This window comes from Thermocladium sp. ECH_B (assembly GCA_001516585.1).
GTDB lineage: Archaea > Thermoproteota > Thermoprotei > Thermoproteales > Thermocladiaceae > Thermocladium.
The window spans coordinates 1-15125 of record LOBW01000043.1; the positions used below are offsets into that span (position 1 = coordinate 1).

At 50.9% G+C, this 15125-nt stretch carries 19 protein-coding genes; 13 read left to right on the forward strand and 6 right to left on the reverse strand.

Going from position 1 to position 15125, the window contains the following annotated elements; all coding sequences use genetic code 11:
- Window positions 1-126 precede the first annotated feature (126 nt).
- The 3 genes from AT710_06210 to AT710_06220 are packed head-to-tail and all read right to left on the reverse strand — an operon-like array spanning window position 127 to window position 1524.
- Entirely contained in the window at window positions 127-831 is a 705-nt protein-coding gene (locus AT710_06210; protein KUO91563.1) for a hypothetical protein, read from the reverse strand.
- Window positions 824-1348, reverse strand: coding sequence for a hypothetical protein (locus AT710_06215; protein ID KUO91564.1), 525 nt, complete (start codon window positions 1346-1348; stop codon window positions 824-826). The genes AT710_06210 and AT710_06215 overlap by 8 nt, the downstream gene beginning before the upstream one ends.
- On the reverse strand, window positions 1345-1524 hold the full coding sequence (locus tag AT710_06220) for a hypothetical protein (protein ID KUO91565.1): 180 nt from the start codon (window positions 1522-1524) through the stop codon (window positions 1345-1347). The genes AT710_06215 and AT710_06220 overlap by 4 nt, the downstream gene beginning before the upstream one ends.
- A gap of 129 nt (window positions 1525-1653) precedes the next feature.
- On the opposite strand from AT710_06220, the gene AT710_06225 reads away from it, so the two are divergent.
- The 3 genes from AT710_06225 (at window position 1654) to AT710_06235 (ending at window position 4207) form a co-directional block, all read left to right on the forward strand.
- A complete protein-coding gene (locus tag AT710_06225; GenBank protein KUO91566.1) occupies window positions 1654-1989 on the forward strand; it encodes a hypothetical protein in 336 nt (111 codons plus the stop codon).
- A gap of 111 nt (window positions 1990-2100) precedes the next feature.
- Complete coding sequence (locus tag AT710_06230; GenBank protein KUO91567.1) at window positions 2101-2514, forward strand: hypothetical protein; 414 nt, start codon at window positions 2101-2103, stop codon at window positions 2512-2514.
- A gap of 847 nt (window positions 2515-3361) precedes the next feature.
- Window positions 3362-4207 (forward strand): hypothetical protein, encoded by an 846-nt coding sequence (locus tag AT710_06235; GenBank protein KUO91568.1) that lies wholly within the window; start codon window positions 3362-3364, stop codon window positions 4205-4207.
- On the opposite strand, the gene AT710_06240 is transcribed toward AT710_06235, so the two are convergent.
- Window positions 4185-4802, reverse strand: a complete 618-nt coding sequence (locus tag AT710_06240) for a thiamine-phosphate synthase (protein KUO91569.1) — start codon at window positions 4800-4802, stop codon at window positions 4185-4187. The two genes, AT710_06235 and AT710_06240, sit on opposite strands and share 23 nt — an antisense overlap.
- A 201-nt stretch (window positions 4803-5003) precedes the next feature.
- On the opposite strand from AT710_06240, the gene AT710_06245 reads away from it, so the two are divergent.
- The 3 genes from AT710_06245 (at window position 5004) to AT710_06255 (ending at window position 8114) form a co-directional block, all read left to right on the forward strand.
- Entirely contained in the window at window positions 5004-5453 is a 450-nt protein-coding gene (locus tag AT710_06245; protein KUO91570.1) for a hypothetical protein, read from the forward strand.
- A gap of 287 nt (window positions 5454-5740) precedes the next feature.
- On the forward strand, window positions 5741-6859 hold the full coding sequence (locus AT710_06250) for a hypothetical protein (GenBank protein KUO91571.1): 1119 nt from the start codon (window positions 5741-5743) through the stop codon (window positions 6857-6859).
- A gap of 94 nt (window positions 6860-6953) precedes the next feature.
- On the forward strand, window positions 6954-8114 hold the full coding sequence (locus AT710_06255) for a DNA-directed RNA polymerase subunit A'' (GenBank protein ID KUO91572.1): 1161 nt from the start codon (window positions 6954-6956) through the stop codon (window positions 8112-8114).
- Here the strand turns inward: AT710_06255 and AT710_06260 are convergent.
- A complete protein-coding gene (locus tag AT710_06260; GenBank protein KUO91573.1) occupies window positions 8098-8964 on the reverse strand; it encodes a hypothetical protein in 867 nt (288 codons plus the stop codon). The two genes, AT710_06255 and AT710_06260, sit on opposite strands and share 17 nt — an antisense overlap.
- An 88-nt stretch (window positions 8965-9052) precedes the next feature.
- On the opposite strand from AT710_06260, the gene AT710_06265 reads away from it, so the two are divergent.
- The 7 genes from AT710_06265 (at window position 9053) to AT710_06295 (ending at window position 14694) form a co-directional block, all read left to right on the forward strand.
- Window positions 9053-10717 carry a thermosome subunit gene (locus AT710_06265; GenBank protein ID KUO91574.1) on the forward strand — a complete coding sequence of 555 codons (1665 nt, stop codon included), beginning with the start codon at window positions 9053-9055 and terminating at the stop codon, window positions 10715-10717.
- Window positions 10718-10760: 43 nt separating this feature from the next.
- Window positions 10761-11027 (forward strand): hypothetical protein, encoded by a 267-nt coding sequence (locus AT710_06270; protein ID KUO91575.1) that lies wholly within the window; start codon window positions 10761-10763, stop codon window positions 11025-11027.
- Between the two features lie 23 nt (window positions 11028-11050).
- Complete coding sequence (locus AT710_06275; GenBank protein ID KUO91576.1) at window positions 11051-11296, forward strand: hypothetical protein; 246 nt, start codon at window positions 11051-11053, stop codon at window positions 11294-11296.
- Between the two features lie 233 nt (window positions 11297-11529).
- Window positions 11530-12012: a hypothetical protein gene (locus tag AT710_06280; GenBank protein KUO91577.1), complete on the forward strand. Its 483-nt coding sequence runs from the start codon at window positions 11530-11532 to the stop codon at window positions 12010-12012.
- Window positions 11981-12427, forward strand: coding sequence for a hypothetical protein (locus AT710_06285; GenBank protein ID KUO91578.1), 447 nt, complete (start codon window positions 11981-11983; stop codon window positions 12425-12427). The genes AT710_06280 and AT710_06285 overlap by 32 nt, the downstream gene beginning before the upstream one ends.
- Window positions 12428-12441: 14 nt before the next feature.
- Window positions 12442-13656 (forward strand): acyl-CoA dehydrogenase, encoded by a 1215-nt coding sequence (locus AT710_06290; protein ID KUO91579.1) that lies wholly within the window; start codon window positions 12442-12444, stop codon window positions 13654-13656.
- Window positions 13657-13704: 48 nt separating this feature from the next.
- Window positions 13705-14694: a hypothetical protein gene (locus tag AT710_06295; protein KUO91580.1), complete on the forward strand. Its 990-nt coding sequence runs from the start codon at window positions 13705-13707 to the stop codon at window positions 14692-14694.
- Window positions 14695-14759: 65 nt separating this feature from the next.
- On the opposite strand, the gene AT710_06300 is transcribed toward AT710_06295, so the two are convergent.
- On the reverse strand, window positions 14760-15110 hold the full coding sequence (locus tag AT710_06300; protein KUO91581.1) for a hypothetical protein: 351 nt from the start codon (window positions 15108-15110) through the stop codon (window positions 14760-14762).
- Window positions 15111-15125: the final 15 nt, after the last annotated feature.

The following is a 15125-nucleotide window of genomic DNA, read 5'->3' on the forward strand; positions in this document are numbered from 1 at the left end:
CGCTTGCCTCCGTCGGCGATAAGGAACTGCCTGGAAACGTTTATTAATGGGTTATTGAATATTAATGAAAATCCTGGCTGAGGACGCCGGCGATATCGCCCATTTTCATTAATATTCAATAACCCATTAATAAACGTTTCCAGGCAGTTCCTTATCGCCGACGGAGGCAAGCGATCCCTCCCCATTCTCATCGATGATGGTTAATCCCAATAGGGCAGCGAATTCCTTTAATTCCTTCCCATTATCGCCGTAAAGCACCACTCTATGCCACCCGCTCCGCCTCCTCCAGCTCCCAACTACTTTCTCCACATTATCCTTGGCAACTAACTTGGTTGAGCAGGCCTCGGCCCTATACTCATTCATGGATGCGTGGGACACATGAATATATAATTGCCTCTCCTCGGGATTGAAGCCGACCACCGTTACTTTCTCATTAGTGGGCAACTTAACGTGAATCGAGGCATGCTTGGAACCGAGGTGAGCCGTGGTTATGATGTAGCTGGTCTCCGGTTTATCGCCGCCATGCGGNTTAGTTGGTGCATAGCAATGATGATAGATGAATTCCCCCGTCTCCGAATCCATGCCCACATTAACCACGAACCCATTTCTCCCCAGTAGGTACTTCCCGATCAGTATGGGAACCATTGAGTACGCATCGGCCTCACATATCGGGATTATTCCATCATACCAGAGCTGCATGTAGCCGAGGCAGGGCCAAGCCCGCAATAGGCCCGTGTTGTAGAGAACTATGCAGTCCACGGCCACGGCATTAACCCCCATCTCTCGGGCGGCCTCTCTCATAGCTAGGTACAGCTTAGCGGAGTTAATCACTTCTTAAGTCAGGTTCCTTAATGGATTCAGCGCCCCTCAACCACTTATCGGCCACGATTCTTGCTTCATCCTCATTAACGCGGTTAAAGTACTTCAAGCGGAACTCCTCGGCATCAATTATTATGGGCATTACTCCAGTTATTGCATTAATGCTTCTAAACACGGAGTAAAGATCCGTGCTGAGGGGGAATTGCCAAGTCACGTGGGACTTAGTGCTGGGAGAGACTATGAAGAGTACCTTACTATTCCTCAATTTATCCAGGGCCAAGAGATGCTTAACTCTACTGATTGCTTCCTTCCCCGCTGGGTTCCTCGTGAATACCGTGATCACGCGACGACCAGGATGGAGAGAACCAAGAAGCGCCTCCCCAGCGCCGCTATATGCCTCGCCTATAACCACGACGGGCTTACCGCTCATCAATATGGGATCCAGCAATCCAACTATTGAATTAAGCACCACAACGAGGTACCCAACGGCCCCCTCCTCGCTCTTCAGGAACTCCTCGGCATCGCTCATATCACGTACGTGGTGAATCGGGAACTGACCTCCTCCCCACCTTTAGGGTGGGGGTTCCCCGAGGTCTTGAGGGTTACGCCCCCATTCATGGGTGCTACTCCTTCCCTTGGTATTGTGGGTAGTCGACCCCCGCCCCCTAGAGATTGATCAGGGAAGCTAACTAATCCCCTCAACACTAGGGCATGAAATACCTAGGCCTTAAAAGGCAAGGTTTGTAGTTCTTATCGCATAAGGGCGAGTAGTTTACGGTTGTCTATGTCTATAATTGATGAAAGGTTTATTAGGCGCAGTGTTATAATTATGTCATGAGCGATATAGTGAGGTCCCTGGAGAACGCCGAGAAGGTTTTTCACAGGGTTTATCAATTAGCGATATCGACGGGAGGCATTTACGTGCTTGATGTGGCGCTGAGTCGCGAGATAGGGGCGTTAGCCAGGGTTCTTCAGGCGGTGTCCACAGCAAATGGGGAAGTGCCGCTCCTCGTTCATGCCTATACTAATCCAGGGGAAGTAACTGGCCGCGCGCTCCTCATTTATCCAGCCAATAAGGGTAGGCTGGGGGATATAGTTAATGCCGCTAAGAATGCCGGAGCAATCATAATGAGCGCTAATTATATTAGGGCCGAGAAGCTTTCATCCTAGTTGCCCCCTTAAATTCATTAACAGTTAAGCGTGGGAATATTGGGGCTGCCTCTTCTCCTTCTCCATCATGTTTACGGAATACCTTAAATTAGTGGGGGAGGGGCTCTAGTAATGCCGGTAAGTAATGACGTGATAATTGGCATTATTTCCCAGCAATTGAATATATCTATCCAGATAGTGAACGGCATAATAGTTTGGAGCCAATACTTGGGCAGCGACCTCATCCAGAGGGAGAGAGGGGCAATGGCACCCTACATGAATATGTTCACCTACATGTTCAACTCCTACCTAAAGGTATTGATGACAATAATTGATTCGCTCACAGTCCTTTCAACTCAGTACTCGCGTGCTGGGTCCCCCATTATTTCTCCATCAATAATAGACTCACTTAATGAATTAAGGAAGCTGGTGAATGAGGCGCAAAGCGATTTCGAGCGGCACGATATAAATAACTCAATTACAAAGCTGAAGAAAGCATTAACCCATCTCCAAAACATAAACCAACTAATCTCATCCCTGCACTAAGGGGCCCGGATTAATCGAGCTATTTCTAGGCTATTAAGTTCGGCAGTGCAATTTAATTGATTAAGTAATCAAGGCTAGATACTTCCCCCCACTAAGACACGCTTAATGTATCATTTTCTATTGGGGAATCGGTCTCGCCGGCTTTGAGTCAATGGAGTTGGAATTAGGGGTTGCGGGATTTCATTGATGGGATTGTTTAGCAATATTTATATATGCGTTACCATTAATTGGACACGCAATAAAAGAGAAACCATAACCATACATAGGCATAAACCCAAAATATAAGTGCTTGGCTCCTCCACCTCAATTATGTATGGTGGGTTATTGAGTGGATTGGTGTGAGCTGGGACCACTGCGCACAAGGAATGGCACCCGATAATCTGAAAGTTTCATACATAACAGGGACAATCGGTTGGCACCCTATTTCCATTAGTCATTATTTAGTGATGAAATGATTAGGGGATGGATGCCATGGGGAGTATTGCTGGGTTCGGTTAAAGGCTTCTCCTCGTCCCTGGAAGGGAGGCGAGGCTTCGTCGTTCTTTTATCAAAAAATAAATCGGCGTTTCTTCAATTTTAATGCTTTTAAGCAAATGATAAAGAACGGCTTCGCTCCCCCTTCAAAGTGGGCCTTCTCTCATTAAGCAATTAAAGCAATTCATCTTTTTCGTTAACTACTGCTTTGGGAAATGAATTCAGTGCATTACACAATGCCTAACAGCTAATCTATATTCATACTGAATCCATCTCCATTGTTAAGCGTTACTTACTAATGTGTGTTTGATGATTTCCATTTGTCTTATGGCTTCAGCTTAAGTTTATAATCCCCTCATGAATCGCATGGGCAATGCAGTGTGTTACCTACTACTTCGCGATAGGCTTCACGGCGTCCATTGTATTGACGCTGGCTGCCATTAAGTTAAAGGTGATTAGGAGAGATGCCGCTCCAGCCGCGGTGCTTATCGGCACCTTGATTTCATTAAGCGGACCCCTCACGGTCCTCTTCTTCATAATCTTCCTATTCCTANCCACCATAGTGACGCGGCTAGGCGCATCGAGGAAGCGGGCCCTCGGCGTTGGAAGCGATCTAGAGGGGAGAACCGCGAGGCAAGTAATGGCCGTTGGCATTATTCCAGGCATAATCAGCGCGGCTGCAGCGATCCATCCCAGCAATGAGTTGCTGGATCTCCTAGTGGTGAGCATAGCCACATCATCCGCCGATACTTGGGCAAGCGAGATAGGCATCCTCAGCAAGTCCCAGCCCCGATTAATAATTAAGCCCTGGATCAAGATATCCCCAGGCACGTCGGGCGGCATCACCATTCTAGGGGAACTCGGGTCGGCCGCCGGCTCGGCCGCCATGATAATGACGGCCCTCCTAATTAGTAGGGCAGCGGCGCTGCTTCCCTTCCCAGCCTCATATGTATGGCTGGCATCGCCGCCCAGCAATTACCCAATTCTCTGGCTCGTGGGGTATATCGGCGAAGTCATGGACAGCGCCCTCGGCGCCCTCCTTCAACCCAAGTACTTGTGCCCAAAATGCGGCGTGACCACCGATTACGAGGTGCATCACTGCGGCACGAGGGCCTTGAGGATTAGGTGGGGAATTGCATCCAATGAATTGATCAATTTGTTGGCGACATGTGTGGCCCTCGGCTTAGCCCTAGTCATCATTCATCCCATGCCTCNGTGAATGCCTTAGCCGCCTTAACTGGATCCTCTGCGTCTAGAACTGCCGAGATGACTGCGACGCCCCATGCTCCCGCCTCCTTTATGAGGGGAACCTTGTCCAGCGTTATTCCCCCTATTGCATACGCCGGCACATGTATTGCCTGTATTATCCTCCTTAATCCATCTATGCCTAGAACCTCGTAATCGGGCTTCGTGGGGCTTGGGAACACTGATCCCACGCCCAAGTAATCGGCTCCCCCCGCTTCTCCCTGCATTGCCTCGCTTATTGAGCTTGCGCTTGCCCCAATTATCAATCCCCCGAACCTCTTCCGTACCTCAGCCACGGGCGCATCCTCCACGCCGACGTGAACCCCATCTGCATCCGATAATATGGCCACATCCACCCTATCATCAACTATGAACACTGCGCCATACTCCCTGCAGAGCCTCCCAACTGCTTTGGCTTCCTCCATCATCTCCCTAATGGATCCGCTCTTCCTCCTATACTGTATTATCCGGGACCCGCCCTCCAGGAATATCCTCGCCGCCTCAACGTGACTCCTCGCCCTGTAACTCGTGTCAGTTATCCCGTAGAGCCCCTTGGGTAACCTAACCATGTGGGTGCCCCAGGATAAGCTTTAATAAACTCCTCCTCGCCATATATGGGGGTATGGATTTGTCATTTAATTATAGTGATGCATTTTATGGTGCTCTTCCGGCGATTCTTCCACATGAACCTATCAATGCGCTCTCCAGTTTTGGGAAGCGAGAAATATATACACTGGACTCGGGAAGCTGTTTAGGGGGAGTGATTTAGAATGGGTGTGGACGCGACGGATGTTTATGGGAGCATCGTCAAGATCTATAAATTACTGCATAGGAGGCTCTCCGAGAAGATGGGCAACACTTCCCTCACCATACTGGACTTCTGGATACTGAAGAGTTTAAGGGACGGCGCGAAACCCATGGTTGAGCTGGCTAACTCGCTTTATGTCACTCAGGCAGCAATCACTAACTCCGTGGATCGATTAGAGCAGAATGGATTCGTGACCCGCAGCAAGGACAAGAGGGATAGACGCATCAATATAATCAGCATAACGGGGAAGGGCGAGGAGTTCCTGAGGGAAATAGATGTGGCGTATAGGGAAATAGCCATTGCCTCCCTCAAGGAATTAAGCAGTGAGGACCTATTTAACCTAGTGGTCCTCCTAGGGAAAGTGCTTAAGGGGCTCTCGGAAACCATGAGCAATGAACCCCCATCCAAGTGACGGCTCCCCGCCCTGAAGGGGAGGATTCCGACCACTGGGGGCACCCCTCATGATTAGGCACCGCTCATGGGCGCAGCATCACAGTTCAGAGCCACCAGTGGCTTGGTGGCGATGTAAGGCTCATCCTCTGCTAGAGTCGCCATGCATTAACCCTGCTATTCTCCCCATATGGCATATGGGTATGGATTTGTTTTTAAGGAGAAACCTCAAATGAAGCAGCGTGTTAATTCCAGTCGCGGTCATAACCTTGGCTACCCTTTTAAATGCGTCCCAGTAATCGTTGGTAAATGATTGATTCAATGATAATAAGCGAGTCCCTAGGCAATGGATTGGGAGACGCATTGCTCAGGGGATTCATTGACTCATCGCTTAACCTGAGAACAACGGTGCTAATCAGCGGGGGGGACTTAGCTCAGTGGGGATCCAGCTACATGCCTATCCGTGGCTCGCTTCTCGTGATTGTTATGGGAGACGCGGATTGCCCGTGGGGAGCAATATGCATGAGGCCTAGGGGCGAGGCTGTAATTAATGCTGTTAAGGAGGCAATTAATTATAGTGAAGTCGTTGAGGTTCCCTACGTTGCCATGATGGATGAGGAATCCATGAGGGATGCCCACGCGCTGCTCAGGGAGAAGCGTCGCAGACCCCCCGTATTTAATAAGAATTGGATAATGAGTTACAGGTGGCTTAATCGCTCCGCTCGGGGAGACAGAATTAATTGGGCCCTCCATAGGCTCGCATCGCTTGGGGTGGACGCCTCCTATTCGCCTCCCCAACAATCGCGCATCGCCGCCCCGCCATCCCCAATAGCGGCGGCCGACTTCATTTATCTTTGCCTTTATAAGTCACTATATGATCCAGTGAATGAGGTGGGGGTGCCGCTTGTCATAACGAGGACCGATATGGTGAGGCCGATCACTGGAGAGAAGGCTAGGGGCAACTTTAATCCAAGGCCATTAGCGTTTCTGCCCCGGACTGCTGCCGAGGTGCCGGACATGGCTGTCTCGAAGCCCCTCGCCGCGGTTCACGAAGCCATTAGGGTGGGTTATGATTATGGCCCAATAGTGGGCGTTATGAGGGAGGAGGACTTAATGAATGGGCTTCTAGGGGAAGTCTTGGGGAAAGCGGGGCTAATAGTGATTGGAGAGGAGGGGGATACTTCATGTGACGACGTGGCGTTGGCGCCTCTTGAGTCGCGTCTAGTGAGGGTGCGGGATATTGAGGTGACTCAGCGCCGCCCCCGGATTCTCACGGATTATTGTGATGCCTGTGGGGATTGCTTGAGATTAGGTTGCTCAGCGATAGGGGTTGAGGCGGGTCACCCAATTATCGGCTCAAGTAAGTGCATTGGCTGCGGTCTCTGCTTAGGCGTCTGCAGCAGGGACGCGATTCAATGGGGCAATTAATGGGATTCCCCTAAGTTCACTCCCTTAGATTCACACGCGTCTCTTTATTAAATATAGTTAAAGTTTATAAACTGCGTCATCTATGATTATTGAGATGTCAACTTACTTATCCGCGGAGGAGATTAGGGCTAGGGTGGATAAGCTTAGGCGAGTTCTTCCACCTAAGTTGCTTGATGAATTCCTGGCGAAGGCCGGCGATGCTCGATTAACGGAGGAGCAATTCAAGGAGGCCCTTAGGCTCCTCGTGCGTGAGTATTATAGGGCCGTCGTGGATCCGGGGGAGGCGATTGGCGTCGTCACTGCTCAAAGCGTTGGCGAGCCATCTACCCAAATGATCCTAAGATCATTCCACTTCGCTGGGCTCAGGGAGTTCTCCATGGCGCTCGGATTACCTAGGTTGATTGAGGTCATTGATGCCAGAAAGAAGCCGGAGAGGCCCATGATGACTGTGTACCTCCAGGAATCCATTAGCCATGATAGGGACAAGGCGCTTGAGGTGGCTAAGCAGCTTCAATCAACAACTGTGGAGAATGTTGCTAAGGCGGTCAGCATCGATTACATCGCGTCGACGATAATAATAGAGCTGAACGAGGAGCAATTAAGGNATAAGGGGATAAGCGTCAATGATGTTAAGAAGGTGCTGGATAGGGCTAAGGGCAAGGGCGGCGAGATCGAGGTGAATGGCTACACTATATTGGNTAAGGTTGATACCACGGAGCNCAGCAAGTTGAAGAAGGTGAGGGATAGGATACTGCAGACGAAGGTTAAGGGCATTAAGGGCATTAAGAAGGCCGTGGTCATTGAGGAGAAGGGGGAGTACATAATTCAAACGGAGGGCACTAATCTAGAGGCGGTTCTCCTAATGGATGGCGTGGATCACAAGAGAACTGTATCTAACGATATTCACGAGATATCCGAGGTCCTCGGCATTGAGGCCGCCAGGAGCGCCATAATAAACGAGATCCAGAAAATCCTCCAAAGCCAATCGCTTGAGGTTGATGTGAGGCACTTAATGATGGTTGCGGACGTCATGACGTGGGATGGAGTGGTTAGGCAGGTGGGGAGGCATGGAGTTGCAGGCATGAAGGAGAGTCCGCTCGCCAAGGCCGCCTTCGAGGTCACCGTGAAGAACTTGGTTGAGGCCTCCCTTAGGGGAGAGACGGAGAGGTTTAAGGGAGTCGTGGAGAACGTGATAGCCGGCAAGTACATACCAATAGGCACCGGCTTCGTTGAGCTCCTCATGGAGATGAAGTAGGCCCCTTAATATTGAGGCTCCTCCTCTGGCTTATATAGATCCCCAAGAACATTATTGCCGCGCCAATTAACTCAATTACCGTGGGCGCTCTCCCCAGCACCAAGTAATCAAGCACAATAGTTAGGGCTGGGACCAGGAAAACCACTGAGACAGCCCTTGACACGCCCATGTCGTTGATTATTAGGTTCCAGAAGAGGAATAATGCTGAGCCGCCCACTAGGCCCGTTCCAGCTAGATCCAGCAGGAACTTTGGTTCAATGCGTATCCTAATCCCCATTGGTATGGCAATCATAATCAGCATGATGGAGCTGATCAGCATCTGCATGGCCACTACATTAATTGGATCCCTGTTCCCCAGTTTCCTGAAGTAGACGCTGTAAAGAGCCCAGAACACGGCGTTTATCACGGTGAAGACCGCTCCAATTAATTCGACGCTGCCCAGGAACGAGATGTAGTACACCATGACTCCAAGGAACCCAACAATGACCCCAATCACGTTTCCGCGGCTGGGCCTCTCGCGTAGGATCATCATGGAGAATGGCACGGCGAACAACGGCATCGTGTAGCTCAGCACAGCCGATGTTCCTGGATCCACATAGGTGAGGCCAACGGCCCAGAACCCGGTGCTGGCGGCGGTGAAGAGGGATAGGAGCAGCATATCTATGTCAATGGTTGGGTCAAGCCTGTGCCGGGCGGCGAGGGGTATTGCCAGGGATGCGCCGGCCAATGCGTATCGGAGCGACATGAAGGTGAGGGGGTCAGAATACGAGAGGCCGTCCTTCACGAAGAAGTAGTTACTTGATGCGCTGAGTATATAGATGAGTAGGTACGCATTCGTCTCCTTATTCATGAATGGCGATTGCCTTATCTGTTTAAAAATTGTGCCTTTTGCCTTGGGAGAAAAGTTTATATAGAACCGTTACTGGACGATGTCAACTATGTCAGCCCAGCAATCGCAACCTAAGACGGGAGCTCAAGGTGTTCCTGTCTCGATATTAAAGGAGGGAAGCCAAAGAACTGTTGGAGCAGATGCTAGGAGAAGCAACATAATGGCCGCTAAGGTGGTTTCGGAGATCCTCCAAACCAGCCTTGGACCGAGGGGAATGGATAAATTACTTATAGATGCATTCGGCGACGTCACCATAACGGGGGATGGAGCCACGATACTCAAGGAAATGGAGATCCAACACCCAGCCGCTAAACTGCTCGTGGAGATAGCCAAGGCCCAGGACGCCGAGGTCGGCGACGGAACAACAACTGTAGTAGTTCTGGCGGGCAAAATGCTCGAGAGCGCCGAGAGCCTACTGGATGAGGGCATTCACCCATCTATTATCATAGATGGATACAAGAAGGCCATGGATTACGCGCTTGAGACCGCCAAGNGCGTCGCTATACCCATAGACATAACCAAGNAGGAGGAGCTAATCAAGGTAGTCGCGAATAGCTTGAGCAGCAAGGTAGTGGCCGAGGCCAGGGATTACTTGGCTCAAAAGGCAGTGGAGGCCGCGTTGATAGCTGCGGATAAGGTTAACGGCGGGTATGTCCTAGACCTTGACTGGATAAAGGTAGAGAAAAAGAAGGGAAAGAGCCTCTACGAGACCCAATTAATCCAGGGAATAGTGCTGGATAAGGAGGTCGTTCATCCGGACATGCCGAAGAGAGTCGTCAACGCCAAGATAGCTCTACTCGATGCGCCGCTGGAGATAGAGAAGCCGGAGTGGACCACTAAGATATCGGTTTCCTCGCCTCAACAAATAAAGGGTTACCTCGAGGAGGAGACAAGCATATTGAAGTCCTACGTCGATAAATTGAAGTCAATCGGCGTAAACGTAGTCATCGCCCAGAAGGGCATTGACGACACTGCCCAGCACTTCCTGGCGAAGGCCGGCATAATGGCAGTGAGGAGAGTGAAGAGGAGCGATATAGAGAAGCTGGCCAAGGCCACTGGCGCCAGGATAGTGACCAGCATAAAGGACATTAGGCCGGAGGACCTTGGAACCGCTGGTTTAGTGGAGGAGAGGAAGGTAGGAGAGGAGAAGATGGTGTTCGTGGAGCAGTGCCCCAACCCCAAGGCAGTCACCATATTAGTGAGGGGCGCCGCGGATAGGATAGTTGATGAGACCGAGAGGAGTCTCCAGGATGCGCTTCACGTGGCCAGGGACTTATTTAGGGAGGCAAAGGTAGTTCCGGGCGGCGGTGCCTTTGAGATGGAGATATCAAGGAAGGTGAGGGAGTACGGCAGGAAACTGCCGGGGAAGGAGCAGCTAGCGGTCCTTAAGTTCGCCGAGGCAGTGGAGCAGATACCAGTTATACTGGCGCTGACCGCGGGCCTGGATCCAGTTGATGCCATAGCGGAGCTGAGGAAGAGGCATGATGCTGGAGAAATAGATGCCGGGGTCGACGTCTTGAGTGGAAAGATAACTAGAATGGGCCAGATGAATGTCTATGACCCATTAATAGTTAAGGAGCAAGTGATTAAGAGCGCAGTCGAGGCATCCATAATGGTGCTGAGGATAGATGATATAATAGCTGCATCCCAGAGCAAGGTTGGCGGCGGAAGCAAGAAGGGTCCAGAGGGCGGCGAGGGCTCTAAGGAGGATTAAGCAGAAACATTTTTAAAATAATCTAATCCCACAATTTTTAATTATGGATAACGAGTCTCTACCGTATCCTCCCCGGCTAACTAAGTATGAGAAGGCCAAGATGATAGCTATACGCGCCAAGCAATTAGCAATGGGCGCCACGCCCCTAATTGACGCTAAGTCAATGGGTCTTCAGGACCCCATTCAAATAGCGATTGAGGAATTAAATGCAGGCAAATTGCCCTTCATAGTAGTGAGGAGCTTGCCGAACGGCAAGAGACGGGAATATACAATTGATGAATTAAATAAAATGGAGGATTCCCTCATCTAGGAGCGATATCTTATTTGACAAAAATGGAGGGAAATAGGGATTATGGGAATGCATTGGCCAGTGAATTATGGGGATCGCCTTGTGCGCCGAAGATGGGTTGCGGAGTGCGGCCGGGAAACCGATTGCCGCGAATAAGCCATACAGGTAAGGTCAGTAACTTGTTCGTGGAGCGGTCCGAATGGGATGCCATGCTCAGGAGGGCCGCCAACTCGGTCGCGTCAACGATGAGGTTTCCTTTATTGTGGATCGCAACCGAGCGGCATCCATAAGGTAACCCCCCTAGATGGGGAACCCTCAAGGCGGGGAGGAGGTCAGTCCACTTAACAGCTCACGTAGATTCCCACGCCCATATAATGTTGAGATACACGTAGATTAGGGCGTTAACCAGTATAACCGGTATGCCGTACATCAAGAACTCGGGGTAGCTTAGGCGTGGCCCCTCCCTTCTCACTGGCCTGCAGTATTATAGCTGGCAGCCCCTATTAAGGTTAGGTTGCCGGCTATGGTACTTGTTGCCGCTAAACCAACCCAAGCAACCACATTGCCTGGCCCAAGGCCCACCCCCTCATTAATGGGTACGCTACTTATGACCTGGCTAAGTAGTATACTAGCCGTGAAGATGTCCCACAGCGTTGTTGGTGCTGATAATGGGTTAGGTAACTTGGGTTTAGCATATATAGGGGCCTCGGGCCAACCCTCATGCTGCATTACCAATGCTCTGCTGGCGGTTATGGCGGTAATTCATGTGGCTGGTGCTTACCTGGGCTTTAGGGGGTTAGCGGTGCCGAGGGGAATCGGCGCCTACATCTCCATTTACGAATCGCTCTACTACATTTCGCTTTCGGCATTAATGCCATTTATATCGCCAATTTGGCTTACCATAGGTAATAATGATGCTCATTATCCGCCTAATAAGATATTAGTTAAAAAGGGTGTAATGCTCCTGGTTCTTGATGAAGTGCGACATAGTGGTGGTCGTGAATAACGTGTCGAGCGTAACTAGGTTACTGGATTTCGTGAAGATGATTTACGGCTTCGGCGTGCGGAACCTAGTCCTAACTAGGGTTTATGGGGCGGCTGCGCAGCAGGGAATTGGGGAAGCATTTAAGGTAGCGCTTAAGTACTCGTCCTCGCTCCTTGTTCTGCCCGATGTAAGTGATGCCATTAATTTACTTGTTCCAGACAAGATAATAGTTCTGAAGAGGCGCGGAGAAGCCTCAACTGATTTAATGAGCGCAGTTGAGGGCGCTGGGAAAATCATGATAATAGTGGATGGCTCTGACCAGGAAACCAGGGCTCCTAACTCCATTGCTGCATACTCAACTCAATTCAATGTTGGGGGCCTAGCCATGTTGGCGATTGGCTTGGATAAATTAATGCAATGCTTAAATAACTCATAGATCGCTCAATTCACATGGAGTTCTCCTTTAATCAGGAAGAGGAGTTATTCAGGAAATCCGCGAGGGAATTCGTGGAGAGATACGTCAAGCCTAACTGGGTTGCATTGGATGACGGTAAGTACGGGTTAATCAATATAATTCGAAGAATGGGGGAAGTAGGTCTCCTCGGGATCCCGTTTAATTCTAAGTACGGCGGCGCCGATGGTTCCTTCACCATGGTTGCGCTGGCCACGGAGGAATTGGCTTATGGGGATCCATCGCTCGCCACCGCCGTCTACTACTTGCTGAACAATGCTTGGCCATTCATGGTGCAGCGATACGCCTCCGATGCTGTTAAGGAGGAGGTCCTCCCCCTGGTCTCGACGGGTAAGGCATTCATTGGAATAGCGAGCACGGAGCCCCAGGGCGGAAGCGATGTCGCCTCATTTAAGCTGGAGGCCAAGAGGAAGGGGAATGCGTGGGCGCTGAACGGTGAGAAGAACATCGTGACCGGCATATCCCTCATAGTTAATGACCTGGAGGAGGGCGGCTTCGTGACCATCGGTAGAACGGGTCCCATTGAGTCGAGGCACAAGGGATTAACGGTTTTCCTTCCCCTAATTAAGAGGCGCGGCTCGCTTCTCCCCGGCTTTGAGTATAATGATTATGAGGAAATAGGTCGCCGCGGGCTCCCCACTGGCCTACTGCGGTTCAAGGACTTCGAGGTTCCCGATAATCAAGTATTGGGGGAAGTCAATGGGGGCTTCAAGATAGCCATGGAGGGCTTCGACTTGGCTAGAACCATGATAGCCGCCGCCTCAATAGGCGCAACTAAGTGGTTACTGGAGGAGGGGAGGAAATGGATAAAGGAGAGGCAGGTATTCGGGAAACCAATAGCCTCGTATGAAGGCGTTAGCTTCAAGTACGCGGAGCTAGCCACTAGGCTCGAGGCGGCTGAGTTACTCATGTTTAAGGCCGTGTGGGCCGCCGATAAGGCATTCATAAAGGGGGACGGAGTGGATATTTTGGAGGTGGCCACCCTTGGGGCGATGGCTAAGATGACCGCCGTGGAGTTAGCCGTGGATGCATCCCTCGAGGTCATGAAGTGGTTCGGCGGCATGAGTTACTTCAAGGAATTACCGGAGGCCCGCGTCCTACTCTCGGCGCTGAGTTACTATGTTGGGGCGGAGGGCGCGGCCAACATAATGAGGCTAATAGTGGCCAGGAACAGGATAGGCAAGGAAGTATGATTCGCCCCGCCAAGGTGCGTGGAGTTGCGGCGAGGCGAGTTACTAATAATGATTAGTTGGNCTCTCTGGGGCATTGGTTACTATGCTTATTACCCCTTCCTATCCATATTCCTCGTGAGATTCATTCCCGGGACCTATCTGGGATTATTCTATGCCTCCTTAACGGCGGCCGCGCTCCCGCTTCCAGTGATTGGGGCTTGGTTGGGGCGAGTAATTGAGGCTCGTCGCGTGATGATGCTTGGCATGATCATTTCGGGGCTGGGCCTCGTAATGCTTGGATTCGCCTCATCGATTTACTGGGCACTGCTTTGCCTAATCCTTTACTATTTCTTCTTCATATCGCTGCCCAACTTCTATGCCTACATGAGCAGCATGGGGCGGGGAACAATAGCCAGGGTGTGGGGGATATCTATTTTGCCGTCAATAGTGATGCCGGCTCTAGGGGGTTGGGTCGCCAATGCATTCACAATTAACGCTGTATTCCCCCTCAGTGGTTTAGCGGTCATGATGTCCGCTGTCCCATTGATTTGGCTACGGAGCGGCATTGCCAGTGATGAAAACAGTGGAGCGAGNCTCCTCATTACTCCCCTACTGGTGATAATACCCATAGCTTTGGCCTCGCCCTATGTTTACCTAGTGGTTAAAGTCATGTATGGACTCGACTACTCCAGTATTGGAGTAATCGCTACTCTAGCCGAGGTGATAGGCATGCTTGCCTCCCTCCTGGGCTCCAGGAGCCGTGGCCCGCTTTACTTATCCATTAATCTAGTGATGTTCTCCCTAATCGGGTTACTCGGCATTAGCTACATCTTCGCAGTGTTTTATGGGTTCTGGGAATCAATAATACCAATGTCGCTGGAGGGGATTAGGGCGCGCTCGCCTAGGGATTACGGCATAGTGAACTCAATGCAGCAATTAGGCTGGTTAATTGGATACGCCGCATCATACTTAATTAATAGCCCAGTGATGTCCACTGAGGCGGCCGCGGTTCTCTCCCTAATTCTAGCCATTGCTGGATTACGCCGCGTCAAGGCTTGAGCCCAGCCCCTAGAAGGAGCGAGGTCCCTCATCCATTTTATAAAATATTGATCGAACCTCGTGAGCTACCCCGCCCCTAAGGGCGAGGCTTCCCGCTTCCTTGCCCCGCCTTGCCCGTAGTTGTGAACCACGGGTAGTGGGCGGAGCTCCACGGGCGCTGCGGGCGACTCCCACCCTGCACGCCTCAAATGATTGAGAGCGGAATTATAATCCCTATCAGCCCTCCAACCACACCTGGGGCACTCAAAAACCCTATCACTCAACGCTAAATCCATCTTCACATAACCACACTTGGCACACGTTTTCGAGGAATTCCTAGGATCCACTAGGATGAACCCCTTCCCATACTTCCCCAACTGATACTCCACGATGCCCCTAAGCTCATGAAAAGCGACATCATGAAGCCTCATCCTCACCCCTCTGGAAGACTT